Raw genomic sequence first — 24,122 nt, forward strand, 5'->3', positions numbered from 1 at the left:
ACTGGGCAGCCCTTGCCTTTGGCTAACGGGCTAGTGCCACCTCGCCCGTGTTGGACTTTCACCAACAAGTCAGCGCCCATGCTGGGCGCACCGCGAGACCGGGCAGCGTGTGGACCGCTGCCCGGTTTCGCGTTCACTCCCTTCCGCCTTTCCCGATGACCTCCCGGCCGATGATCTCCCGCATGATCTCGTCGGTGCCCGCCACGATGCGGGAGACCCGAGCGTCCCGCCAGAGCCGCTGCACGGGGTACTCCTGCATGTAGCCGTATCCGCCGTGGATCTGCAGGGCGTCGTCGGCCACGCTGAGGGCGGTGTTGGCCGCCACCAGCTTGCACATGCTGATCGCCGCCGCCGGCTGGCCGCCGCTCTTCACCTCCCAGGCGGTGGTGTAGAGCAGGCGGCGGGCGGTCTCCACCCGGGTGGCCATGTCGGCGATGCGGTGGCGGATCACCTGCTTCTCGGCCAGCAGCCCGCCGAAGGCCTGGCGGGTACCGGCGTACGCCACCGCCAGCTCCAGGGCGACCCGGGCCCGGCCCACGTCCACCGCGGCCGCGATCAGCCGCTCGGTCTGGAACTGCCACATCGTCTGGTAGAAGCCCCGGTTCTCCTCCCCCAGGAGCGCGTCGGCCGGCAGCCGCACCTGGTCGAACTGCAGCTCCGCCGTGTCCGCCGAGTGCTGCCCCGCCTTCTTCAGCTGGCGCGCCACCCGGAACCCGGGCGTCCCCTTCTCGACGATGAAGTGCGAGAGGCCCCGGTGCCCGCCCTCGGGAGACGTCCGGGCCAGCACGACGGCGAAGTCGGCGCGGGCGCCATTGGATATGAAGGTCTTGGCGCCGTCCAGGACCCACCCGTCGCCGTCCCGCACCGCCCGGGTGCGGATGGCCGCGACGTCGGAGCCGGTGTCGGGCTCGGTGATGGCCAGACAGGCGATCTTCTCGCCCCGCAGCCCGGGGACCAGGTACCGCCGCCGCTGGGCCTCGGTGCCGAACTTCAGGATGAGGGGCAGGGCGATCTCCGCGTGCACCGCCGCCACGGCCGCAGGCCCGGCGGCGCGGCAGCGCGCCAGCTCCTCGTAGACGACGATGCTCGCGAAGATGTCCAGGCCCTGCCCGCCGTACTCGGCGGGGTAGCGCAGGCCCAGCAGCCCCAGCTCGCCCATCCGCCGCAGGACGTCGGAGGGCATGAACTCCTGCGCCTCCCACTCCTCGGCGTGGGGCTGCAGCTCCCGCTCCGCAAACTGCCGCACCAGCCGGCGGATCTCCTCGTGCTCCTCAGACAGGAACAGCCGCTTCCACACCGGCGCCCCCTCCTCCCGCCTCACTCGCCGGCCAGCGACTCAAGCACGATCGCGTCCGCCTGGCCGAGCCCGCCGCAGATGGCCGCCACGCCGAACCGGCAGCCGCTCCGGCGCAGCTCCAGGGCGAGGGTCAGGACGAGCCGGGCGCCGCTGGCGCCCACCGGATGGCCGATGGCCACAGCGCCGCCATTGACGTTGGTCCGCTCCTTGAGCCTCTCCCACAGCGCCGGGTCCCCTTCGGCCAGCAGCTTGGTGGAGACCAGCGGGACCGCGGCGAAGGCCTCGTTGATCTCGATCCGCTCCAGCTGCTCGAGGCTCAGGCCGGTCACATCGAGGGCCTTCCGGATCGCATAGGCGGGCGCCTCGGCGAGCCGCCGGTGGTCGATGGCCACGCTCACGGCGCAGCGGATGCGCGCCAGCGGCCGCAGCGATCGCCTGCGGGCCTCCTCCTCCGCCATCACCACGACCGCTGCGGCGCCGGCGTCCAGCCCGGGGGCGTTGCCGGCGGTGACGGTGGGGCTGCCGTAGACGGTGGGGAGCTTGGCGAGCGCCTCCAGCGTGGTGGAGGGGCGCGGCAGCTCGTCCCGCTCAAACAGCTCGACCGCGCCCCGCGGCCGGGGCACCGGCACCGGCATGATCTCCTCTGCGAAGCGGCCCGCCTCCAGCGCCGCGGCGTAGCGGTGGTGGCTGCGCACGGCCCACTCGTCCTGCATCTCCCGGGTGATCCCGTGCTCCAGGGCCACCTCGCCGGCGTCGCAGGCGACCTTGCTGTAGCGCGGGTAGCCCGCCTCGTAGATCGGGTCGAAGAGCTTCAGCCCGCCCGGGCGGTGCCCCCAGCGGGAGCCGGGCAGCAGCAGGGGGACGTTGCTCATGTTCTCCGCCCCCATGGCCAGGACCACCCGCGCCCGCCCGGCGAGGATCGCCTGCTGGGCCAGCTGCACCGCGGTGGTCGACGAGCAGCAGGCGCGGTCGACGGTCAGCGAGACCGTGGTGGGCGGGAGCCCCGCCTGCAGCAGCGCCTGCCGCGCCGGGATGTTCTGCTGCAGCGCCAGCTCGGCGGGCATCGTGGCGCCGTAGTAGACCTCGTCCACCTCGGCCGGCTGGAGCCCGGCCCGCCGGACCGCCTCGGCGATCACCAGCGCTCCCAGGTCGATGCTGTGCATCTCCCGCAGGGCGCCGCCGAACTTGCTGAACGGGGTCCGCACCCCGGTGACGATCACGGCCTCCACGGCTCACCCCTCCTGTCGGGAAATCCGCTTGCCGTCCCTGTCGTAGGCGTAGATCCCCCGGCCCGCCTTCTGCCCGATGCGGCCCGCCCGGACGAGGTTGCGGAGCGTCTGGGGCGCCCGGAAGCGGTCGCCGAAGGCTTTCACCAGCTCGTCGCTGACTGCCAGCGCCGTGTCCAGGCCGGTGAGGTCCACCGTCTCCAGGGGCCCCATTGCGTGGCCGAGGCCCAGCCGGCACGCCCGGTCCACGTCCTCGGGGCTCGCCAGACCCTCTTCCACGATCCGCATCGCCTCCAGGGCCAGGGCGCTGATCAGCCGGGAGGTGATGAACCCCTGCGAGTCCCTGCAGGTGACGATCTCCTTGCCCATCCGCCGGCTCACCGCCACCACGGTGGCGTAGGTCTCGTCCGACGTCTGCAGGCCGCGGATGATCTCGATGAGCCGCATGAGCACCGGCGGGTTGAAGAAGTGCATGCCGCAGACCCGCCCGGGGCTGCGCACGAACGAGGCCAGCTGGGTGATGCTGTACTGCGACGTGTTGGACGCGATGATCGCATCGGGCCGGGCGTGCTGGTCCACGGCCCTGAAGACGGACTCCTTCACCGCGAGGTTCTCGGTGACGGCTTCGATGATCAGGTCCGCCTCGGCGGCCGCCGCCGCCAGGGATGTCTCCGGCCGGATCCGGCCCCGGATCTCCTCCGCCTGGCCCTCCGTCAGCTGCCCACGGGCCACCAGCCGCTTCAGGCTGCGCTCGATCTGGCCCATCCCACGGGCCAGCGTCCCCTCGTCCACCTCGTTGACCGTCACCGCATAGCCCGCCGCGGCCGCCACCTGGGCGATGCCGTGGCCCATGACGCCGGCGCCGATGACGCAGATGCTGCGTACCTCCACTTCGGTCCCCCTCCTGTCATCTCCCACCCGGTTGCGGCTGGAACTCCCCCTGAAGCCAGGCCACCCGTTCGCAGTCAACTCCCCCGGAACTCGGGCGGCCGCCGCTCGTGGAAGGCGCGGACGCCCTCGGCGTGATCCGCCGTCTGGAAGAGCAGCGCCTGGGCCGCCGCCTCCCGCTCCAGCGCCTCCTCCAGCGCGGCGTTGTGGCTCCGGTTGAGCAGCCCCTTGGCGAGCCCCATGGCGAAGGTCGGCCCCTGGGCGAACGCCTGCGCCATGGCCCGGGCCTCGTCCATCAGCGCCTCCTCGGGCACCACCTTCAGTGCGATTCCCAGCGCCAGCGCCTCGGCCGCGGGGAAGATCCGGGCCGAGAAGACCAGCTCCTTGGCCCGCTGCAGCCCGACGACGCGCGGCAGGAAGTAGGTCATGGCGACGTCCGGGACCAGCCCGACCTTGCCGAAGACCGCCCCGAAGGTCGCCTTCTCCGAGGCGATGACCACGTCGCAGGCCAGGGCGATGCTGAGGCCCGCGCCGACGGCGATCCCGTTGACGGCCGCCACCACGGGCTTGGGCAGGGTGGCCAGCTCATGCACCCAGCGCGTCCCCTCAGACATGTACCGGTGCCCCTCTGCCGGGCCGAACCCCTCGCCGATGGACTGCAGGCTGCCGCCGGCGCAGAACGCCCGGCCCCGCCCCGTGATGATCACGGCCCGGATCTCCGGGTTCTGCCTGATCTCCGGCAGCACCCGGCTCAGGTCGGCCACCAGCTCGGGCGTGAGGGCGTTCAGCACGTGCTCCTGGTTGAACGCGACCGTGGCAATGGGCCCCGACACCGCAAACTCCAGCGCCTTGTAGCTCACGAGCCACCCTCCCGTTGCGTATGGTTATTGTCATTACCCGAACATTCTGTACTACCGCATCAATTCGTGACAAAGGGTGCAGTCTCCTCCCTCCCCGGCTCCCTTGCTGCTCGGGCTTGACGGCACGGCGCGGTGCGACTGCCTGCTCAACGGAGGCGCGCGGGTCATCGCAAACAATTTGGCTATGCATTCGAACTCGTCAGCATGTTCCCTGAGTCATCAAGTCGGGGAGGGAGATGCGCATGAGACCCGTGCAGGACGTAACGAACACCGGCAGGGCGGGCGGCGTGAGGGGCGCGTCGGGTGCGGCCGTCCGGGCCCTCGCCATCGGCACAGGCCTGGTCATCTGGCTGTTTGTCGCCATGTTCCCTGTGGCGTACGCCACCGCGGCGGTCCCCAGCCCCCTTCGGCTCAGGCTGGTCACCGCCGCCATGGCCCCCATCTGGCTTGCGGCCGGCGCCTGGATCCGCCGGCGCTACGGCGCGGCATTCCAGGGCCCGCTGGTGGCGGGATCCGCCGTCCTGGCGCTGCTGCTGCTCGGCCTCCGGCTTCTCGGGGACGCCCTGGGCGTTCCGTACAACGAAGTCGCGTTCGGCTGGCCGGGCCTGCTGCTGGCCCTGACGATGCCGCCCCTGGGCGGGGCGCTGGGCGCCCGTCTCCCGGCCCCGCGGGAGATGCGGCTGGCTACAGAGGGAAAGATGGCGCTCGCCGCCGCCGTGCTGTGGGCGGGCCTTGAGTTCGGGCTGAGGCGCCAGCTGGCCCTCGTGTTCTTCCAGCTCACCGGCAGCCCTCCGGGTGGGGGGGTGCTGGCGATGCTGGTCAGCTTCCCGCTGCTCGCCCTGGCGGTCACCGGCCTGGGGGCCACGCTTGGCATCGGGCGCGGGCGCTGGGAGTTGCGGTGGGACCGGTCCGCCCTGTTGGCCGGCCTCGCAGGCGGTGCGGTGGTGCTGGCCCTGATCTCGGCCGCCAGCTGGGTCGACCGGCACCTCTTCGGCCAGGCGGCGACCTCTCTCGTCGCCGACTCTGGCAGCGCCGCCCTCCCGCTCTGGGTGGCTGCGCTCTTCCTGGTGACTAACGGGCTGGTGGTGCCGGTCGCCGAGGAACTGGCCTGGCGCGGGGTCATCCAGACCGGCTTCGGGCAGGCGCTGGGCCCCCTGCGCGGCCTGCTGGTCACTGCGGTGCTGTTCGCCCTGAAGCACGTGATCGTAGACTGGTCGGCCGCGCGGCTGACCACGCTGCTGGCGCTCAGCCTGGTCCTCGGCGTCGTCCGCTGGCGCCGGGGAACCGGGGCCAGCACCGTAACCCACGTGGTGATGAACACGGTAGCCTCGGCCCCGATCCTGATCGCCTCGCTGGGGGAATGACGGCGAGCCGGTCCGCCCGGGTACATGCGCCGCACGCGTCGAGGTCCTGCGCACGCCGCGCAGGACCTCGAAGCACCTGGAAGCGACCCATCTTGCGCGGCACGGCGCGTCCGATCCATACTTATAACCGTGAATATTCATGGGCAAGAGGAGGGTGACCAGGTTGCGTGGGCTGGCCGTCGTATGCGCAGTGCTGACCGTGCTGACACTCAGCGCTCCCGGGACCGCCGGGGCCGCTGAGCCCGTCCCGGCCGCGCCGCGCCCGGCGGCAGAGCAGCCGCTGGCACGCCGGATCGGGCAGGCCGTCCGTCAGGCGATGGCGGGCTTTTCCGGCGAGTACAGCGTCGCGCTGGAGGACCTCTCCACGGGGCAGCGGTGGCTGTACAACGCAGACAGGCTCTACCACCCGGCCAGCACGCTGAAGGTGGCGGTCGCGCTCTACGCCCTGGAGCAGTACCGCACGGGGACGATCGGCTGGCAGGACCTCGTCGAGTACACCGAGGACGACTTCGAGGACCCCGCGGGCCTCTTCGCAGAGGCGGAGTTCGGGGCGTCCTACCCCGTCGGAGACCTGGTGGACCAGTCCCTCAAGCACAGCAGCAACATCGCCGTCAACATGCTGGGCCGCCGCCTCGGGTGGGGCAACATCGAGCGCTGGACCGCCAGCATCGGCGGCCCCCTGACCCATGAGAACCGCCTGCCGCGCGCCAGCGCCCTGTCCGTGCTGCAGTGGTGGCACCACCTCGACCGGCTGGCGCACGAGGACCCGGCGTACGCCGAGCTGCTCCTCGAACCCCTGCGGGATGCAACCTACCGGGGGCGGATCACCGCAGGCCTGCCGGCGGGCGTGCCCCACCTGCACAAGTACGGGTCCTACGACGGCAACTACCACGACAGCGGCATCGTCTACGCGGACACGCCCTACGCCCTGGTCGTGCTCACCGAAGGGGCGCCGGTGAGCGAGGCGGACAGGGCGATCGCCCGCCTCTCCACGGCGGTCTACCAGGCCATGACCGGGCGCCTCTGGATCGAGCCGGTCAGGGCCCCAATCATCGAGTGCCTCCTGCATCAGTTCGGGATGGCCGCGTACTGACGCCTCACCCGCCGAACGCCGCGGCTATCCCGGAAGGATGGCGACCTCAAGCCCTTCCGCCTTCCCGGTGAGGAAGCGGAGCAGCGCGAGCCCCTCGGCCCAGAGCGCTTCCCTGGCCTCGGCGGGAAGCGGCCTGAAGGGCTCCAGTGTCAGCCGCGCCCGCCTGTCGGAGTCCTCCCACCGCCAGAGGCCGGCGACCTTCCCGTCGACCAGGAAGGTGGGCTGGACCCGCCCGCCGCTCAGGATCACGTGCTTCCGGAGCTCCTCGGGCAGCACCCGGGGCCGGTCCCGGTGCGAGAGCAGCAGGTTGTCCCAGACCGGCAGGAACCGTGGCGGCGCCGGGGTGGCGGAGAGGCCTGCCCAGCCAGGGCGTTGAGGCCGGCCAGCCGCTCCACCATGCGCTCCACGGGAAGGGCGGCACGCGCCAGCAGGTGCTGCCGCGCCAGCAGGGCGCGGTTCAGGTGCCCCTCCGTCAGCAGGGGATGGTCGCTGTTCCTGCGGGATCGTCCTGTCATGTCGGATACCTCTCAGTCAGAAGGCGCTTGCACCCGTCGCCGCCCTGCGCGTCAGACGGGCCGGCCCCCCGGCTGGGCTGCTGCGAGTTCCCGCACCAGCGCCACAGATTTCTCAATGGCAGCCTCACCGCCGGCGCCCACCTGGAGGACCAGCCGGAGGTGGGGCTGTTCCGCGCGCAGCTCGACGCCGGTCAGCCCGGGGATGCCGTACCGGCCCGGATCGGGGGCGCCCGCCCGAGGCGGCCGCGCGAAGTCGGCGTTGATCAGCACCTGGTCCCGCCGCCCCCGCAGCCGGTTCCACGCCAGGGCCAGCGGGAAGTCGCGCGGCTCCAGCAGGCAGAGCAACCGGAACGCGGTGAGGGGCGGGACCGGCTCGGCAACGGAGACCTCGAAGGCGGACCGGCCGTGCCAGCGGATCGTGGGGCCCTCCCCCACCGCGCCGACCGCCCCGCGCACGGCCCGGATCAGCTCGGCGGCCCGCCGCCGGTTGAGCAGCGCGCCGGCGAAGTACCAGACAAAGAAGACCGCCGCTGCGGCGACGGCGATGATCTGGCCCGTGTCCATGCTCTCGCCCCCGGGTCGCGCTCAGTGCATGTGCGGCGCGTGCTCGATCACCTCGTGCTCCTCCAGCTGCCGGTGCTTCCAGCTCTGGAGCTCCGGCAGCGCGTAGGGCAGCAGGCGGAGCCCGATGGAGGAGTTCATCAGCGGGATGCCGATCAGCTCGCCGAAAAGGATCAGGTTCATCACGTCGTTGTACTTGGCCCGCTCGTGCTGCAGCTCGTGGTACCACTCGAAGAAGAAGAAGCCCCACAGGAACTGCTTCACCTTCTCGCGCCAGTTGCGCGGCGGCTCGTGGAGCCGTCTGTGGCGCACCCAGGGCTCATGGCCGTGGCTGTGCCCGTGGTGGTGCCCCCCCATCGGCGTCACCCCCTCGCCCTTCCGATTCTGTGCCCGTATGGGAAATCCCTGCTCGTATCACCGAATGTTCCTTATTAAAGAGGAATTCAGCCCGCAGCGCAAAATAGATTACATTGACTAGCCTGAAAGCTGGGTCTAATCTGTCAACTTTTGCGCCAGGCGGTGCTGTCCGCACCGGGAGGGGGGATGCGCGGCCGCGAGGGCAGACACCGGGTGCGGTTCCCGATCCGAAACGCAGAGAGGAGGTAAGTGAAAGGATGAGCTCGCCGGCCCTGTTCGTGTTGCTGGCGCTGGTCGCCTACGGCATCGCGTACTTCGCGTACGGCAAGTGGTTCGACCGCAACGTGTGGAAGCCGGACCCCAAGCGGACGACGCCGGCCCACATGTACACCGACGGCGTGGAGTACTTCCCCGTCACCAAGTACGTCCTGTGGGGCTACCAGTTCAAGAGCGTCGCCGCCCTGGGACCCATCCTCGGTCCCTACATCGCCATCAACTACGGCTGGGCGCCCGCCCTGGCCTGGATCATCCTGGGCAACTTCTTCATCGGCTGGCTCCAGGACTACGGGTCCATCATGCTCTCCATCCGGAACCAGGGGCGCTCCTTCGGGCCCATCACCTACGAGTTCACCGGCCATGCAGGCCGCAACACCCTGCTCGGCTTCATCCTCTTCTACCTGCTGATCATCTCGGCTACCTTCATTTATTTCATCGCCCTCTTCTGGCACATCTTCCCCTCCACCTTCGCCGCGACCGTTGGCATCATCCTGGTCGGCGTGCTGGCCGGACAGCTGCTCTACAAGGTGCGGGCCAACGTGGTGATGACCACGCTGCTGGCCCTGGTACTGATCGCGCTGGTGATCTGGGCCGCGGCAGCCTTCCCGTTCCTACAGACCCCGCAGGGCGCGTGGCCGCCCAACCCGGCCCAGGGCGTCTCAGCCGGCGGCATCGCCGGCGAGTGGTCGCTCCTCGTCTGGGGCCTGATCGCCTGCGTGATCCTCTACCTGGCCTCGGTCCTGCCGCTGCCGCAGTTCATCCAGCCGATCAACTACGTCTCCTTCTTCCCCACCTTCCTGGCCGTGATCCTGATCCTGATCGGCGCCCTGGTCTCCGGCTTCACCGGCGTGCGGCTCGAGCAGCCGGCCTGGGTGGCCTTCAACCCCGGCGGGAACAGCCCGATGTGGCCGCTGATGTTCGTGGCCATCGCCTGCGGCTCCATCTCGGGCTGGCACAGCCTGGTCTCCAGCTCCTCCACCGCCAAGCAGCTTGACGTGGAAACCGACGCCCACCCTGTGGGGGCCGGCGCCATGCTCTCCGAGGGGCTGCTGGCCCTGGCATCGCTGGCGGCCTACATGATCATCCCCAGGGAGCAGCTCACCGGTTCGGTCGGCGCCTGGGTGGCCGGCGCCATCAAGTTCACCGCGCCGTTCCTGGGCGGCGAGGCGGCCACGGGCTTCCTGCGGGCCTACTTCGGCGTGGTGCTCATCCTCTACGCCCTGACGGTCCAGGCGCTGGTGACCCGGTTCTGGCGGCTGGTCTCCACCGAGGTCTTCCAGGGTCCGCTCTCGGTCCTCGGGCAGAAGCACGTCGCCACGTTCATCGGCCTCCTGGTGCCGCTGGCGTTCGCAGCCACCGGCTCCTGGAACAACCTGTGGCTCTACTTCGGCGGCTCCAACCAGCTGCTGGCGGGCCTGGCCCTGATGCTGATCACCATCCACCTGGCCCGCACCAAGGCGCCCACAATCTACACCCTGATCCCGGCCACGTTCATGATCGTGACCACGATCTCGGCCATCGCCTGGCAGGTGGTGAAGGTCTACCTGCCGGCCTTCCTCGGCACCACGCCGACGCTGGTGCAGTTCCCCTTCAACCAGTACCCGGCCTTCGCCAGGGCGATGGACGGCATCTTCGTCCTCGTCGGGGTGGCGCTGTTCATCCTCGGCCTGGTGATGGCGTTCCGGACCTACTCGGCGTACGCCGCCGCCGGCCGGCCGCCGGGGGCAGCGCCCAGGGTCTCCATGGGCGACGATTAGCGTGAGACAGCGGAGGTGACAGAGGCTTGGGTGAGTCGAAGCAGCAGAAGAAGGGCGGGTTCCTGAACGCCCTGAAGGGCGTCCTCTACGGCATGGCGAGCCACGGCAACGTCACCGCGGCGCTGCGGACCCGGATGCACATGGAGCATCTCTTCATGTTCATCACGCTGGGCGACATGCTGGGCATCCCGGTCCTGCCGCCCTACTACTCCCTGCGGATCCTGCCCTACGCGGTGCCCAACATCGAGTCCTGGAAACAGCGGGTCTTCCGGGAGCGGGACTTCACCGATGCGATCTACTAGCCGGCGCCCCGCCGGGGCCCGGCGCGAGAAAAGGAGGCAGTGACCGTGCCAAAGGGCTTGGGTGCCTACTTCGAGCAAAACCCGGAGGCCGAGATCGTCATCTTCGCGGGCAAGGGCGGGCTCGGCAAGACCACCAGCTCCTCGGGGCTCGCGTACTACATGTCTCAGGTGAAGAAGAAGCGGACGCTCCTCTTCTCCACCGACCCCCAGGCCTCGCTCTCCGACATCTTCGAGCGGAACATCTACGGCCAGGGCGAGGTGGAGCTGCTGCCCAACCTGTTCGTCGTCGAGATCGACGCCGACCGCAGGGTGCGGGAGTACCAGCAGCAGGTGAAGCAGAAGATCATGGACATGTACGGCCTCCCCGAGGTGCCGAAGGAGATCGACGAATACATCGACTCCACCTCGGCCGAGCCGGCCATGTACGAGAGCGCTACCTACGACGCCATGGCCGAGCTGGTGGCCAAGAAGGAGTACGACATCTACATCTTTGACATGCCGCCGTTCGGCCACGGCGTGCGCATGGTCGCCATGGCCGACATCCTCTCCAAGTGGGTGGAGAAGATCACCGACGCCCGGGCGAAGGTGGCCGAGTACGACGCGGTGGCCGCCACGCTCAAGGGGGAGAAGGGCCACGAGGACGAGGTCATGAAGGAGCTGATCGACATCCGGAACAAGATCAAGTCCTTCACCGACCTCATCACCGCCAAGAAGCGGACCGCCTTCTTCATGGTCCTGATCCCCGAGCAGATGGCCATCCTCGACACCGAGCGGGCGCTGACGATGTTCGAGAACCTGGGCATCCAGATGTCGGGCCTGGTGGTCAACCAGGTCTACCCGGCCAGCCTGCTGCAGCAGGAGGGCACGTCGGACTACCTGCGCAACCGGGTGGCGATGCAGCAGGAGCACCTCAGGACCATCGCCCAGAAGTTCGGCGACAAGGTGCAGTCGATCGTCCCCATGTTCACCCGGGAGCCCAAGGGGTTCGAGATGATCAAGACCGCGTCCGAGTACCTGATCAACTGCCAGGTGGAGCTGCCTTCCGCCAGGGGAGGTGTGGCGTAGATGGCACAGACGCTCCGGGAGTTCCTCGACAGCCGTCCGAACCTGCGCTACATCTTCACCGGCGGCAAGGGCGGCGTGGGCAAGACGGTGACCGCGGCCTGCCTGGCCTACCAGTTCGCCCAGGAGGGCAAGAAGACGCTGGTGGCCTCCCTCAACCCGGTCCACTCGCTCACCTCGGTCTTCGGCCAGAACCTCTCCGGCGGCGCCTTCCGCCCCGTGGAGGGGGTGCCCAACCTCTGGGCCGTCGAGGTGGACGCCTCGGACGTGGTGGCCCGGTACCGGGACAACATCGCCGTACGGGTGCGGGAGTTCCTGAAGTACGCCGACATCCCGGTCGACTCCAAGCCCTTCGTCGACATCGCCGTCACCAACCCCGCCTTCGAGGAGTCGGCGATGTTCGACAAGATGATCGACATCATGCTGAACGAGGCCAGGGACTTCGACCGGATCGTCTTCGACACCGCCGCGGTGGCCAACGCGATCCGGCTCATCGGGCTCTCCAAGATCTACGGCCTCTGGCTCAACCGGATGATCCAGAGCCGCAAGGAGGCGCTCTCCCTCCGGGTGCAGCTCTCCTTCCGGAAGGAGAAGGTCGAGGAAGAGGTCCGCAAGGACCCGATGCTGGCGGACCTGCTGGACATGAACGACCGGTTCACCCGCGTGAAGAAGCTGCTGGTGGACCCGGAGGTGACGGCCTTCTTCTTCGTCACGCTGCCGCTGACGCTCCCCATCTCGGTGGTCAAGCGGTTCATCGAGCAGGTGCGGGCGTACGACATCCCGGTGGGCGGCGTGCTGGTCAACTCCTGCATCCGGGCCGACGAGGCCCGCCGGGCGGCCGGCGACGAGTACCTGCAGAACAAGTTCCGGGAGCAGATGGGCTACATGCAGGTCATCGAGCAGGACCTGGGTCCGCTGGTCCGCTCGTACATCCCGCTCTACAAGTCGGAGGTCCACGGGCTCGACGCCCTGAAGCAGGTGGCGCGCGACATGTTCGCCCCGGCCGACGCCGCCCTCTACATCGCCTAGAGCCATGCGGGAGCAGCTTCTCGCCGCCCGCAACCTGGTGATGGGCACCACCAACATCCTCCTCCTTGCCGTGCCCGACGGCTGGCGGGTGCTGGAGGGCCCCTCCCAGCCCGAGATCGACCGCTGGAGCGAGCGGGCGGACCAGCGCTGGATGAGCGAGGGGCGGGCGACCTACCGGCTGGTGGCCGTGGCGCCGGAGGCGCCGGAATTCGCCCGGGCCGAGGTGGAGCTGCGGCTCACCGCCTCGCCCGGGTCGTCCGGCGAGCACGCCGTCCGGCACGGCTACACCACCGTGCGGCGGGGCCTCCTGCGGCGCCGGGAGGTGCCGGCGGCGCAGGTGGAGATCGACTGCCCGCCCACCCGCCGCCGGCTGCAGCTCATGCTCGTCCCGTCCCTGCGGGGCGGCGCTCCCACCGCCCGCCAGGAGGACCTGCGGCAGCTCGTGGAGGTCATGTTGGAAGGGATCCGGTGCCACTGACGCAGGAAGGCCCCTGTGGCAGATCGCTGCCACAGGGGCCTTGGCGCTTCGTTCATCACTTCTCCACCGGCCGGATCAGCTGCAGGTGCCTGCCCCGGCCGCGCGCTGGGCCCTGCCCGGGCTTCGGCTCGCGTGCGGGTTCCCCCACGTCGTAGATCACCAGGTCGACATCCGGGTTCCCGCCGACGATCTCGATGCCATACACGTGCTCCTGGGTGTGATCCCAGTCGATGTTCACCATCGTGAAGCCCTGCTCGGAGAGGTAGTAGGGGTGCGTGGAGACGGGCGTCTGCAGCCGCTCGCGCCCAGGCATGTAGACGTACCAAGCCCTGGCCCCCGGGTCGTAGGTGAGCTCCAGGTCCCCGGCCCGGATCCGGTAGAAAGGTGAATCCAATTCGTCGGGGTCCGACCCGTTGCCCCCGTGTCGGAACACCTCGACGTGCTCATCCCGTACACGCGCGTGCTCTCGTCCATCGGATACCCTTCCTTTCTGTGTCATCGTCCAGGGCGGAGTCGGATGGCCGCGTCGACGGTGCCGCAGCCGCGTTTGTGCTGCGCTGCGCCGCTTCACCCGGGCAGAGGGCAAGGCCGCTTCCCGCTCAGTCACGACGAAGGTGTTCAAGAATCTGAAGTACCCGGAACGCCGGCTCATCGGTGGCCGAAAGCGTCTGGGCGGCCAGCCGCCGCAACTCGTCCACCCGCTCGGCATATCGACCGTTGATCACCATGGAGACGTTCATCCCGTGGAACTGGAACAGTTCGTGCTCCAGCTCGGCCAACCTGGTGGCCATGGCCGGCCGCACCACCGGTGCCCACTGCTGGAACTCATGCTTCCACCCAGGGAACTGTGCCTCTGCGTAGTCACGTGCACGCAGGAGTTTGTCCCGCACCTTGTCGCGGGTGTCGTCGTAGCCCGCGCCGTACAGCATGCCGTCAATGTGGGTCGTTACCTCGCACAGGATGACCCGGTGTGAAGCTGGATCGATGGCGATCAAGTCGATCTCGCCCTGCCCCTGGTGGAACGGGACGTTGCGTGCGACAATCCGGATGTTCTGCACGTACTTGAAGTATGCCGAAACGAGGCTCTCGCCCATCTCCATGACTGCCATCCTCCTTGACTTGAATGGCGTGCCTGCCTCGGAATCACGCGCACGCCTGCGCGCGTCAACCCTCAGGATGAGAGTACTGAGTCGCCTTGGGAGTCTCCTGTCTTGGCGTAACACTCCGTGGTGACAACTGTCTGTCACTTACGGAGTGGGGCTTTTCAGGTTCAGTCGGGAATCTTCGCCTCCACCCCCAGGCACCCCGCCCCTGCAGTGCCATGGCCGTGTGCATCGACGTCCCCGGTTCGGCGAGTCTCCTCGGCCAGTTGAGGCCCTCGCTTCCGATACGAGCCGAGAAAGGATCCCCTGCGGCAGTTCCATCTGCCACAGGGGATGCAATTGCATATGAGCCTGCACAGCTAGACGGTGAACACCCCGCGCGGCCGGATGCCCGACCGGTCCAGCGTCTCCAGCGCCCGGTCCCGGTCCTCCGGCAAGGCCCGCACCGCGAGCCCGCAGTCGACCCGGATGGCGGCGGGCTTCTGCACCACCCGGCAGGAGAGGCCGGCGTCCCGGAGCAGCGACTCGGCCTTCAGCGTCTCGTGGGTGGAGTGGAACAGGAGGTAGAGCCTGGCCATCAGTCCCGCAGGTGAACGGCCACCATGGTCGCGCCCTCTGGCCCCGCGGTGAAGCCCCGCACCGCCCCCTTGGGGATCCAGGCCAGGTCGCCGGGGTTCAGGTCGTAGACCTCGCCATCGACAACCAGGTGGAGCAGGCCCGCCAGCACCAACATGAAGCTGTCGCCGGCCTCGTAGGGGTGGGCTGGCTTCTGCACGCCGGCGTCGATCCGCACGAGGTTAACGTCGTAGGAGGCGCCCCGACTGAGCTCCTCCCGCAGCAGGGGCGGGGAGCCGGCCGGCTTCGGGTCCAGGCAGCGGAAGATTCTGGGTTCCATGTTACTCCTCCTCCGGTTCGAACAGATCGTCGAGGTTGCAGACGCCCCGGATGGGCGAGCAGGCCCCCCACATGGGGCAGGTGATGAAGACCACCACCAGCGAGGCGATCATGCCCAGCTTGAGCAGCACCAGCCAGCCCCAGGAGGTGGTCACGAAGGGCTCCCAGCTCCAGCCGAACATCGCCCAGGCCTGCACCAGCCCCGAGGCGACAATGGTGGGGAATACGGTGCGGACGACGACGCGGAACCGCTCGAGCTGGAAGTTGGCCAGGATGACGGTGTCCATGTTCTCCCGCACCTGGCCGGCGGGCACGGCGATGAAGATGTTCCAGAGCGCACCGCCCAGCCAGGCGGAGAAGGCCAAGAGGTGCAGCGTCCGGTTCAGGGAGAGCAGGCCGCCGGCCAGCCCCGGCCCCGACTGGATCAGCACGTCCACCGTGCCCATGACGGCGACGGCCGCCGCCATGTTGACGAGGGCCGTCCAGTCCAGGCCGTTCTGCCGCCGGGTGTCGACGGGCCGCCGCCAGCCCAGCGCGATTGCGGCTCCCGCCGCCAGCAGGAGGGCGACGGCCAGGCCCGCCCAGGGCAAGAGGCCGGGGTGCTGCCGGCCGTAGATCGCCAGCTGCGCGCAGGCGAGGGCGATCCCCAGCGGGGCCAGGACCCTCTGCCACCGCCGGTGGAGCACGATCATCGCCTCGCCGTACTCGACCGCGTCCGCCACCGGCCGCATGTTCACGGAGGGGCGCAGGTAGAAGATCTTCCAGACCTCCGAGCCCAGGAGCATGGCGAGGAACCAGTAGGCCAGCCAGCGCACGGCCAGCAGCGGCCAGTCGATCCAGCCGTGGCGCAGGCCGGTGAGGATCGCCCCGGCCAGCGAGGCGCCGGTCACCAGGGTGAAGGCCACCTTCGGCAACATGTACTTGTCGAAGACCTTCGGGACCCGTCGGGGCCGGGCCGGGCGCACCGCAGCTCCCGCCGCGGGCCGGCCGAGATCCGGAATCGGCCGATCAGTGTCCAGCAAGCTCAGCGACCCCCCTTATCGCCTCTTCGATGTCGCGTTCCGTGGTAAAATAGCCCGGGCTCAACCGCATGGCCCCGCCGAGGGCGAGGCTCCCCAGGGCCTCGTGGGCGCCCGGGTTGCAGTGCAGGCCCGCCCGCCCGATAACGCCGAACCGCTCGTCCAGCAGCTCCTCCACCTCACCCGGGTCCATCCCCGCGATGTTGAAGCTGACCACCCCCGTCCGCTGCTCGGGCCGCTCCGGCCCGTAGACCTTCACCCCCGGCCGGCCGCGCAGGCCATCCAGCAGGGCGCCCGCCAGCTCAAGCTCACGGCAGCGGATGCGCTCCGGCGTGGTCTCCACCAGGAAGCCCACGCCTGCCGCCAGCCCGGCGATGCCCGGGACGTTGAGCGTGCCGCTCTCGAAGCCCTCAGGGAAGACGGCCGGCTGGTCGAGCTGGGCGGAGTGGGCGCCGGTGCCTCCCTCCCGGATGGGCCGCAGGTCGACCGCGGCGTCCACCAGCAGCAGGCCGGTGCCCTGGGGGCCGAGGAGCCCCTTGTGCCCGGCGGCCGCGAGGAGGTGAATGCCCATCCGCCCCATGTGGATGGGGTAAACGCCTGCGGTCTGGGCGGCGTCCACCAGGAGGAAGACCCCCGCCCGGCGTGCGATCTCGCCCAGTTCCGCGATGGGCTGCAGGGCGCCGGAGACGTTGGAGCCGTGGTGGGTGGCGATGAGGCGGGTGGCGGGGCGGAGGGCGGACCGCACCGCGGCCGGATCCAGAAGCCCCCGTTCGTCCACGGGCAGCCAGGTGACGGCGACGCCCTGCCGCTCCAGCGCCGCCAGCGGACGGCGCAGGGCGTTGTGCTCGGCCCGGGTGGTGATCACGTGGTCGCCGGGGCGCAGGAGCCCCTTCAGGGCGAGGTTCAGGGCTTCGGTCGCGCTGGCGGTGAAGACGGCCCGGGCCGGGTCAGCGAGCCCGAACAGGCGGGCGACCGCCTCCCGTGCCCGCATCACCTGCCGACCGGCGGCCAGCGCCAGCGTGTGCCCGCCCCGGCCGGGGCTGCCGCCGGCCCGGAGGGCGGCGTCCGCCGCCCGGTAGACCGCCTCCGGCTTCGGGTGGCTCGTCGCCGCGTTGTCGAGGTAGATCAAGGGGATACCCCCCTTCACTTCGTTGTTGAGAGTCATTCTCATTATCATGCAGACCGCGGCCGGACAAAGTGATCTGGGTCACACCCGCGTGCGGGCCACGGCGATTATAGTGAAGGCGCAGGCAAGGGGGTGACCGTCCCATGCGTCGCACACCGTTCATGGCAGTGCTCCTGCTCACCATCCTCACGGCGCTGTCCGGCTGTGGCGGCGCCAGCGCCGAGCCGCCGGCGGAGCCCGCCGAAGGCGAGGTCACGGTGGTCATGAAGGCCATGAAGTTCTCGCCGGCGGAACTCACGGTGAAGGCAGGAACCAAGATCACGTTTGTCAACCAGGATGCGATCGCCCACGACGTGGTGCAGTCGACGGTGCGGGGGCTCTGGAAGGAGACGCCCGCCTTCGACTCGGGCGTCATCAGGCCGGGCGAGTCGTGGACGCTGACGATCGACGAACCCGGGACATACCCGTTCCTCTGCAGCCAGGCCGGCCACTACACGGCCGGAATGGTCGGCACGATCACCGTCGTCGAGTAGCGCAAGGAGGCACCCCCGACCGTTGGGTCGAGGGTGCCTCTGTGCGTGTCGGACACGAAATGAAACGCCGCCCGGGGCGAAACGACGGGACGGTTCCTACAAGTCGGCCCCGAGCCACTGTTTCAGCTTGAACCTGACGCGCTTCTCGCCGTCGACGTAGTCCCGCGGATCTGCGCTCAGGAAAAGCCTTAGGATGTCTTCGATGTAGCGGCCGGGGAAGAGTTCGTTCCAGGCGGCGACATGTTCGTGGCCCTCCATGGTGCGGAACCCGCGGACCGCCTCACGGTAGTATGCTGACGCCAGAGCGGCATCCACCCACACGGCGGCGTCGCCCATCATCTCCCGCGCGAACCACTCCTCCGTGCCGTCGCCGCTCATCTCTTCGCTGAACACCCCGTCAGGGAACAGCCGGTCCAGCTCCAGGAGCGCCCGGCGGCCCGCCGCCCGGGCGAGTTCATGTTCGCCCGCGCGGTGGAACCAGTGGGAGGCCCGGATCAGGTCACCCACGGCGTCCAGGTACACTCCGGTCGACGGCCGGCGGACGGCCTGGAGCAGCATCAGTTTCGTCGTCCCGGACGTCTCGTGGAGCCGGCCCAGCCTGTCGTACTGCCCGGTCTGCCGGTACCAGTCGGGCAGAAGCGGGAACCCGCCAAGCCGTATGCGCTCGGGATCAGGGTTCACCTCCCTCCTCCAGTACTCGGCTGCCCCCCTCCAGTACTCGAACAACGCCCTGAACTCGTCCACGGGCCCGCCCCGGGCCCCGCCGGACGCCTCGTCCCCGTGCGCGGGCGGACGCCCCCCCGCAGCGGGCGTGCACTCCCTGCTCCGGATCAGCGCAGGCGGCTCGGGGAGGCCGTCGCCCTCGACACGGGTGATCTCCAGCCTTCCCGTGCAGACGCACACCACCGTGCCGGGCGGGTAGTCCTGGGCATAGTGCCCCCACGGCAGCGTCACCGCGAGCGTGAGGCCTGCGTCCAGCAGCAGGTCGTCCCTCCGGGCGCCGGTGACGGTGCCGTAAAGCTCGTACCCGCTCGCAGGGACCAAAGGCCCGGCGTTCGCATCCTGGCACCGCAGGAAGTCCGCATCCCAGGCAAACATGATCCGGGCTGCGTCCGCGGCCGGCGCAATGGATGCCGCGTGACACCGGAGCGTGAACCGGAGCGTCGAGCCGACCGGGTACCGCTCCCGTGCCGGCCCGGGGCCGAACTCGTCAACCACCAGGGGCACCGCGAGTTCGGAGAGGCCGAGCGCGATTCGCTTCCAGCCTGAAGCCCCCGCGTCGATGGCATCCAGGACCGTCGCCCGGTAGACGGGCAGAGCCAGCATCTGATCCATCTCCGCACCTCCCCGGTCGGCTCCTTCCTCGCTGGTCCTTCCCCCGTTGATCCGCGGTGGCAACCGGATGTTCCGGCGTCTCCCCGACCCGCGGCTGGGCTGCAGGGTCCTGAACGGATCCTGCAGGGGCCGGTGCCTCCTGTCTCGGGGGGCTCGCCAGAAGGCCCGGGGTTCAGGTCACCCCATGCGAAAATCCTCACAGAGGTACAATGTTATCTGTTTTTCCGCCTTACTCCTGCCGAAAGTGCGAAGCTCTCCAACAGTTCTGCCAGGACTGCGCCCGGGTGGGGTCGAAGCCCCCGCGCAACAAGGGAAGGGCGCCCTCAAGCGCCCTTGAGGTTCACCTCGGCGACGGCGGTGGCCAGCGCCGCGGCCCTGAGCGACTCACGGCAGCCACTGGCCGGCCTGCTCCCAGTCCGCGATGCGCCAGGTCCCGCCCACGGGCTCCAGGCGCCAGGTCATGGTGGACGCCTTACCGGTGAAGCTGCTCACGTACTCCATCCGCACCAGCACCGCGTCGCCGGCCTGTTCCAGGCTGAGGCGGGCCTCGTCGGGGAACCAGTCTTCAGCCTTGATGCTGGAAGGATCGCGGGTCATCTCCTCCCGCCAGTGGGCCGCCGCCTTGCCTGTGGTCAGCCACTCGGCCCGCTCGTACCAGTCGGCGCGCCAGTAGCGTAGCAGAAGGTCCCGGACCGTCGCCTCGTCCAGCGGGGGAGGCGACGACGCGCCCGCATCCGGGGCGGGGTAGTACGAGGAGAGTTCCAGCTCGCGCACGAGCCCGCCTGCGCCGAACCGCACCGTCAGCGCCGCGTGCGCCGACGGGCTCAGGTACCGCCACTCGGTTCCGTCCGGCGAGATCGCCTGCGGAGCCCCGAGCCGGGCGGCCACCTCCTCCGCGCACTGCCCGACCTCCACGCCGGAGCCGGTGCGACCCTTCGCCGCCACGAGGCGGTGCGCACGGCCCAGGCTGTAGGGCAGGTGGGCCACCACCGCGTCGTTGCCGAAGGCGTAGGTGCGGCCGTTTATCAGGCGGCCGTCGCCGAGCGCTTCCTCCAGCGCGGAGATCCCGGCGCGCAGGGGCGCCCCCATCACCGTCACTTCTTCCGCCTCCGGCTCCCATGTGCGCGCGGGATCCGGCACCACGGCGATCCCGGGTGTCTGGCGCGGCCGGAAGCGGACTTGCGCCGTGGCAGCCGGGATCCACTCCCAGGCCGGCTTGACCAGCAGTTCCGCCGTGCCCGTCTCCCCTTCAGGATCTTGCGTCAGGGGAACCGTAACGACGAACCGCCCCCAGTTGGCCCCGCCTCCCGCCTCGGTCTGCGCCTCGCCCAGGGGCGTGCCGTCGGCGTCGCGGACCACCACGCGGACCGTGTGGGCGTCTGCCGAGGGGTGCCCTCTGGCCGCCCGGGCGTACCCGCTCACGACAAACCGGCCCGGGCAGACCAGGTCGTGCGACGCATCGGTGATCGCAGCGCCGCGCCCGGGGACCTGCGCCGCAGTCCGCCCAGCCGTCACCGGCGACTCTGCAGCCGGCGCCGCACAGCCGGCCAGCAGCCCCGCCAGGGCGCACGTACAGGTCAGCAACTTGGCGCCTCGCTTCATGCGCACGAGCCCCCCTGTCCTCATGGCTCCCACCGGCCGTCCCGCTGCCATGCTGCGATGCGCCACACTCCCCCTGCGGGCTCGAGGCGCCAGGTCACGGTGGCCTCCTCCCCGGTGACGCCGCTAACGTACTCCATGTGCACCAGCGTCCCTTCCCCGGCCGGTTCCACGGCGAGGCGTGCGCCGTCGACGGACCAGTCCTCGGGCACCGCGATTCCGGGGTCCATGGACATCCACTTCCACCAGTAGGCCGACGCCCCGCCGGTGGTCAGCAGCTCCGCCCGTTCAAACCAGTCGGCTTGCCGGTAGCGCCGCAGCAGGTCCCGGGCCGCCGCCTCGTCCAGCGCCGGTGGCGCAGGCAGATCAGCCTCCGGGGCCGGGTAATGCGAGAACAGCTCGAGCCCGCTGACGAGTCCGCCCGCGCCGAACCGCACCGCCAGGGCTGCGTGGGACGCCGGGCTCAGGTAGTACCACTCCCGCCCGTCCGCCGCCATCGCCTGCGGCTTCCCGAGCCGGGCGATCAGCTCCTCCGCGCACTGCCTGACCTCCGCGCCGGCGCCGGTGCCGCCCCGGGTCGTCACGAGGCGGTGCGCCCGGGCCTGCAGGTGCGCCTGGTAGGGGAAGTACGCCCGCACCGCGTCGTTCCCGAAGACGTAGGTGCGGCCGTCGAAGCTGCTGCCCTTGCCGCGTACGGCCTCCAGCTCCGGGAGCGTCGCGCGCAGCGGCGCCCCCATGACGGTCAGCTCCTCCGCCTTCGGCTCCCAGGCCCTCCCGGGATCCGCCTCGACCGCGAACGCGGGCTCCCGGTCCGGACCGAAGCTCAGCGACGCGCTGTCGGACAGCACCCAGTCATCCCCGCGGATGTCCAGCACCTCCACGGTGCCCGACTCCCCGGCGGGCTGCCGCTCCAGCGGAACGGTAATCACGAAGCTCCCCCAGTTGCCCCGGCCGCCTCCGGCCTCGGACTGCACCTCGCCCAGGGGCGCGCCGTCGGCGTCGCGGACCCGCACGAGCACGACGTCCTCGTTCACCATGGCAAAGCCGCTGACGACCACCCGGCCCGGGCAGACCAGGTCGTGCGAAGCGGCTGTGATCGCGGCGCCGTAATCGGGCAGCGGTGCCGGCGGAAGGCCGTGGGTGTTGAGCACCAGCGGGATCCAGCGGCTCCCCTCCTCAGGGTTCAGGACGATCGGCGGGGCCCCGGAGGCGGAGCCGCCTTCCAGGACCGCCACCCCGGCCCCGCCCGGCTGTTCCCCGGCGACCCGATACCCTACGTGTACGACCCCCTGCCCCCACTCCAGGCTGGTGACGGTGACGGCGCCGGCCGGCCCGGGAGCCGCGATGAGGTAGGTGGCCCCCCCTTCGCTGAGGGTCAGCATGCCGCCGCTCCGCTCCACGGCTGCCATCCAGGCGCACACCGCCCCGGGAAGGCTCTCCCCCTCCCGCACGGGCCTCAGCCCAACCACGCCCCCGGCGACATCGAGGGGGCGGGCAACGCAGTCGGAGGGCGGCGCCGGGGGCGGGGTCGGCCCTCGCGCCGGTGACTGTGCCGGCGACTGCCCGGCGCAGCCGGGAAGCAGCCCGGCCAGGAGCAGCGCGCTCGTCAGCATCTTCAACGGGGGGGCAGACCAGCAGATAGAGACCCGCGATAGGATTGACCAACTGGCCCTCCTCGTCGTAAGCCAGCGGAATTGGCTTGCCATCCTCGCCGCATATGCAGAGAAGAATGATGCCTTCGATGAAAGCGATGAGGCCCAGGTTAGTGCTTGGCTATTGGAGCACGCCCTGGTGTGCGGCGACGGGAAGGGAGGGTAGTGTATGAAGAAGCGGTCACAACAGGCCCACCACCCGGCGCCGCCCCGGCTACAACGGCAAAGGAGTACCGCGGCCCCAGCCAACCGAACACATCGTTCGCACTCGATGTGCGCTGATCGTTCCCGCCGCGGGTCGTCCAGTTCCCAGCGGCAGAGGCTGGCGACACTGTCGCGGTCAGCATCAGCGCCAAGGGAAAGCAAAAACGCCATGCGGCGCCTGATCTTCCGCATCGTATTCTCTCCCTTCCTATCTCATGGTGCATATCGAAAGCAGGAACCGGAGGCGTTGCCCCCGGTTCGACCTGCGATGTCTACCTTCTCAGGTTCCAATTTCCAGCCTCGTACCTCTCACCAAGGCTGTAATTGCCCCAGTAACCCCACGGCGACCAGATCCAGATCTGATACTTGCCGGGCCAGTCGCGCGGAACTCTCGGGTCGTCGGGACCGTTGGCGCCCACCCAGTCCACCTTCGCACCGAATGCCTCGGCGATGAAGCGGAGAGGCACCAGGGTCCGGTCATCCTTAAGGATGGAAGGCTGGTCGAGGCGAACAACCTGCCCGTTCACCGTCGCCTTGTCGTCACCGATGATAAAGTGGATCGTGAGAGCATCCCGCTCGATCAGCACCTCGTTCGGCTTGTCGGGCGTCCAGGTAACCTTGGCCCCCATCGCCTCTGCCACGAAGCGGATCGGCACCAGGGTCCGGCCGGTTGCAGGATTCAGCCAGGCCGGGACATCGCCCTGCACCCGCTTCCGGTCAACCGCCACCACCGGGTGCTCCGGAGTGCCGCTAGTGGTTCGCGGCATGTCCAGCAGAATCTGCTCCCGCCGTTCCGTGTCGTACAGCCAGCCGCTGTCATCCCCGCTCCCGTGCTGAATGCCACCAGGATCGGGCGTACCGCAAATCTCCGGCATCACATCGCAGATGGTCTGGGTAGACGCGGAAACCCGAGCCGTCATCCCTGCGCTCGTCAGCGCCATGAACACGACCAGTACAGTCGCGACTTTGGTCAGGCTCTTCCGATAGGACCACTCCTTTTTCTTCATCATTTGGCATCCCTCCTAACTTCTATGATATGAAGAATCCCATATGCTGACAAGGCCACTTCTCCTCTCTCAGATTGATGATGACCTAAGATGACTCCCCCTCACTATAAGTTCGGGAGTTTGAATTCACCTTCTGAATTGGTTATCCCTGCCTGCAATTGCGGAAGGGAACGCCACGGGCCGCCCCGAAGGGCGACCCGTGGTTGTGGGGCCGGGGAAACGTTACTTCCCCATGATCGAGGTCATCAACCACCAGCGGTAACGCAAGTTCCGGGAAGCGCAGAACGATTATGCACCAACCTTCTGTACTCCAGTCAACTGCGTCCAAGATCCGTGCCCTGTACACAGGCAGGCCTGGCTGCGGGTCCATCACAGCCCCCCCAGGGAGTGGGAATGTAACTCCCGTGCTTCAGAATCGGGTATCCGTCTTGAAGGAGTCTGGCCATCTCTTGCGGCTTGAGCGGCCAATAGCCCTCAAGAGCCCGGCAGGTGGATAATCGCACCATCAGCCGCGGGCCCAGAAAGAGTACTCCTGAACCACCCCCGCAAAACCATGCCGCTTTCCTGTTCCTGTCGTTCTCAGAT

At 69.3% G+C, this 24,122-nt stretch carries 25 protein-coding genes; 8 read left to right on the forward strand and 17 right to left on the reverse strand.

What is annotated here, in order from left to right; translation table 11 throughout:
- Positions 1–133: 133 nt before the first annotated feature.
- The 4 genes from J2Z79_RS18925 to J2Z79_RS10990 all read right to left on the reverse strand — a co-directional run bounded on the left by J2Z79_RS18925 (position 134) and on the right by J2Z79_RS10990 (position 4,271).
- The gene (locus J2Z79_RS18925) at positions 134–1,297 is read right to left on the reverse strand and encodes an acyl-CoA dehydrogenase family protein (RefSeq protein WP_209466932.1); all 1,164 of its coding nucleotides are present in this window, start codon (positions 1,295–1,297) and stop codon (positions 134–136) included.
- A 20-nt stretch (positions 1,298–1,317) separates the two neighbouring features.
- Entirely contained in the window at positions 1,318–2,526 is a 1,209-nt protein-coding gene (locus tag J2Z79_RS10980; RefSeq protein ID WP_209466933.1) for a thiolase family protein, read from the reverse strand.
- Positions 2,527–2,529: 3 nt separating this feature from the next.
- Positions 2,530–3,414, reverse strand: a complete 885-nt coding sequence (locus J2Z79_RS10985) for a 3-hydroxyacyl-CoA dehydrogenase family protein (RefSeq protein ID WP_209466934.1) — start codon at positions 3,412–3,414, stop codon at positions 2,530–2,532.
- Positions 3,415–3,488: 74 nt separating this feature from the next.
- Positions 3,489–4,271 carry an enoyl-CoA hydratase/isomerase family protein gene (locus J2Z79_RS10990; RefSeq protein WP_209466935.1) on the reverse strand — a complete coding sequence of 261 codons (783 nt, stop codon included), beginning with the start codon at positions 4,269–4,271 and terminating at the stop codon, positions 3,489–3,491.
- Between the two features lie 242 nt (positions 4,272–4,513).
- Between J2Z79_RS10990 and J2Z79_RS10995 the strand changes: the two genes are divergently transcribed.
- Positions 4,514–5,635 (forward strand): CPBP family intramembrane glutamic endopeptidase, encoded by a 1,122-nt coding sequence (locus tag J2Z79_RS10995; protein WP_209466936.1) that lies wholly within the window; start codon positions 4,514–4,516, stop codon positions 5,633–5,635.
- 154 nt (positions 5,636–5,789) lie between these two features.
- Positions 5,790–6,728: a serine hydrolase gene (locus J2Z79_RS11000; RefSeq protein WP_209466937.1), complete on the forward strand. Its 939-nt coding sequence runs from the start codon at positions 5,790–5,792 to the stop codon at positions 6,726–6,728.
- Between the two features lie 24 nt (positions 6,729–6,752).
- On the opposite strand, the gene J2Z79_RS18930 is transcribed toward J2Z79_RS11000, so the two are convergent.
- Genes J2Z79_RS18930 through J2Z79_RS11015 form a run of 3 tightly spaced genes read right to left on the reverse strand, consistent with a single transcriptional unit; the run spans position 6,753 to position 8,161 of the window.
- Entirely contained in the window at positions 6,753–7,259 is a 507-nt protein-coding gene (locus J2Z79_RS18930) for a DNA glycosylase AlkZ-like family protein (protein WP_209466985.1), read from the reverse strand.
- A gap of 35 nt (positions 7,260–7,294) precedes the next feature.
- A complete protein-coding gene (locus J2Z79_RS11010; protein ID WP_209466938.1) occupies positions 7,295–7,807 on the reverse strand; it encodes a hypothetical protein in 513 nt (170 codons plus the stop codon).
- 21 nt (positions 7,808–7,828) lie between these two features.
- Positions 7,829–8,161, reverse strand: a complete 333-nt coding sequence (locus J2Z79_RS11015; protein ID WP_209466939.1) for a DUF7990 family protein — start codon at positions 8,159–8,161, stop codon at positions 7,829–7,831.
- Between the two features lie 257 nt (positions 8,162–8,418).
- Between J2Z79_RS11015 and J2Z79_RS11020 the strand changes: the two genes are divergently transcribed.
- The 5 genes from J2Z79_RS11020 to J2Z79_RS11040 are packed head-to-tail and all read left to right on the forward strand — an operon-like array spanning position 8,419 to position 13,065.
- Positions 8,419–10,194, forward strand: coding sequence for a carbon starvation CstA family protein (locus J2Z79_RS11020; protein WP_209466940.1), 1,776 nt, complete (start codon positions 8,419–8,421; stop codon positions 10,192–10,194).
- 26 nt (positions 10,195–10,220) lie between these two features.
- Complete coding sequence (locus tag J2Z79_RS11025; RefSeq protein WP_209466941.1) at positions 10,221–10,496, forward strand: DUF7990 family protein; 276 nt, start codon at positions 10,221–10,223, stop codon at positions 10,494–10,496.
- A gap of 45 nt (positions 10,497–10,541) precedes the next feature.
- Positions 10,542–11,561: an ArsA family ATPase gene (locus J2Z79_RS11030; RefSeq protein WP_209466942.1), complete on the forward strand. Its 1,020-nt coding sequence runs from the start codon at positions 10,542–10,544 to the stop codon at positions 11,559–11,561.
- A complete protein-coding gene (locus J2Z79_RS11035; protein WP_209466943.1) occupies positions 11,562–12,587 on the forward strand; it encodes an ArsA family ATPase in 1,026 nt (341 codons plus the stop codon). It begins immediately after the preceding gene.
- A gap of 4 nt (positions 12,588–12,591) precedes the next feature.
- Positions 12,592–13,065: a hypothetical protein gene (locus J2Z79_RS11040; RefSeq protein WP_209466944.1), complete on the forward strand. Its 474-nt coding sequence runs from the start codon at positions 12,592–12,594 to the stop codon at positions 13,063–13,065.
- A 55-nt stretch (positions 13,066–13,120) separates the two neighbouring features.
- Here the strand turns inward: J2Z79_RS11040 and J2Z79_RS11045 are convergent, their stop codons facing one another.
- The 6 genes from J2Z79_RS11045 to J2Z79_RS11070 form a co-directional block, all read right to left on the reverse strand.
- A complete protein-coding gene (locus J2Z79_RS11045; protein WP_209466945.1) occupies positions 13,121–13,498 on the reverse strand; it encodes a hypothetical protein in 378 nt (125 codons plus the stop codon).
- A 166-nt stretch (positions 13,499–13,664) separates the two neighbouring features.
- On the reverse strand, positions 13,665–14,165 hold the full coding sequence (locus J2Z79_RS11050; protein WP_209466946.1) for a PDDEXK family nuclease: 501 nt from the start codon (positions 14,163–14,165) through the stop codon (positions 13,665–13,667).
- A 362-nt stretch (positions 14,166–14,527) separates the two neighbouring features.
- A complete protein-coding gene (locus tag J2Z79_RS11055; RefSeq protein WP_209466947.1) occupies positions 14,528–14,746 on the reverse strand; it encodes a putative Se/S carrier protein in 219 nt (72 codons plus the stop codon).
- On the reverse strand, positions 14,746–15,063 hold the full coding sequence (locus tag J2Z79_RS11060) for a cupin domain-containing protein (RefSeq protein ID WP_209466948.1): 318 nt from the start codon (positions 15,061–15,063) through the stop codon (positions 14,746–14,748). Before J2Z79_RS11060 ends, J2Z79_RS11055 begins: the two co-directional genes overlap by 1 nt.
- Position 15,064: 1 nt before the next feature.
- On the reverse strand, positions 15,065–16,084 hold the full coding sequence (locus J2Z79_RS11065; protein ID WP_209466949.1) for a CopD family protein: 1,020 nt from the start codon (positions 16,082–16,084) through the stop codon (positions 15,065–15,067).
- On the reverse strand, positions 16,071–17,210 hold the full coding sequence (locus tag J2Z79_RS11070) for an aminotransferase class V-fold PLP-dependent enzyme (protein ID WP_245302621.1): 1,140 nt from the start codon (positions 17,208–17,210) through the stop codon (positions 16,071–16,073). Before J2Z79_RS11070 ends, J2Z79_RS11065 begins: the two co-directional genes overlap by 14 nt.
- Before the next feature lie 140 nt (positions 17,211–17,350).
- Between J2Z79_RS11070 and J2Z79_RS11075 the strand changes: the two genes are divergently transcribed.
- Positions 17,351–17,740, forward strand: a complete 390-nt coding sequence (locus J2Z79_RS11075; RefSeq protein ID WP_209466951.1) for a cupredoxin domain-containing protein — start codon at positions 17,351–17,353, stop codon at positions 17,738–17,740.
- A 96-nt stretch (positions 17,741–17,836) separates the two neighbouring features.
- Here J2Z79_RS11075 and J2Z79_RS11080 read toward each other — a convergent pair whose 3' ends face one another.
- The 4 genes from J2Z79_RS11080 to J2Z79_RS11095 all read right to left on the reverse strand — a co-directional run bounded on the left by J2Z79_RS11080 (position 17,837) and on the right by J2Z79_RS11095 (position 23,540).
- Complete coding sequence (locus J2Z79_RS11080) at positions 17,837–19,075, reverse strand: hypothetical protein (protein ID WP_209466952.1); 1,239 nt, start codon at positions 19,073–19,075, stop codon at positions 17,837–17,839.
- A gap of 384 nt (positions 19,076–19,459) precedes the next feature.
- A complete protein-coding gene (locus tag J2Z79_RS11085; RefSeq protein ID WP_209466953.1) occupies positions 19,460–20,677 on the reverse strand; it encodes a Gmad2 immunoglobulin-like domain-containing protein in 1,218 nt (405 codons plus the stop codon).
- 20 nt (positions 20,678–20,697) lie between these two features.
- Complete coding sequence (locus J2Z79_RS11090; RefSeq protein WP_209466954.1) at positions 20,698–22,083, reverse strand: Gmad2 immunoglobulin-like domain-containing protein; 1,386 nt, start codon at positions 22,081–22,083, stop codon at positions 20,698–20,700.
- 719 nt (positions 22,084–22,802) lie between these two features.
- Positions 22,803–23,540 carry a copper amine oxidase N-terminal domain-containing protein gene (locus J2Z79_RS11095; RefSeq protein ID WP_209466955.1) on the reverse strand — a complete coding sequence of 246 codons (738 nt, stop codon included), beginning with the start codon at positions 23,538–23,540 and terminating at the stop codon, positions 22,803–22,805.
- Between the last annotated feature and the right edge of the window lie 582 nt (positions 23,541–24,122).

Origin of the sequence: Symbiobacterium terraclitae (assembly GCF_017874315.1) — a bacterium.
GTDB classification, from domain to species: Bacteria; Bacillota; Sulfobacillia; order Symbiobacteriales; family Symbiobacteriaceae; genus Symbiobacterium; species Symbiobacterium terraclitae.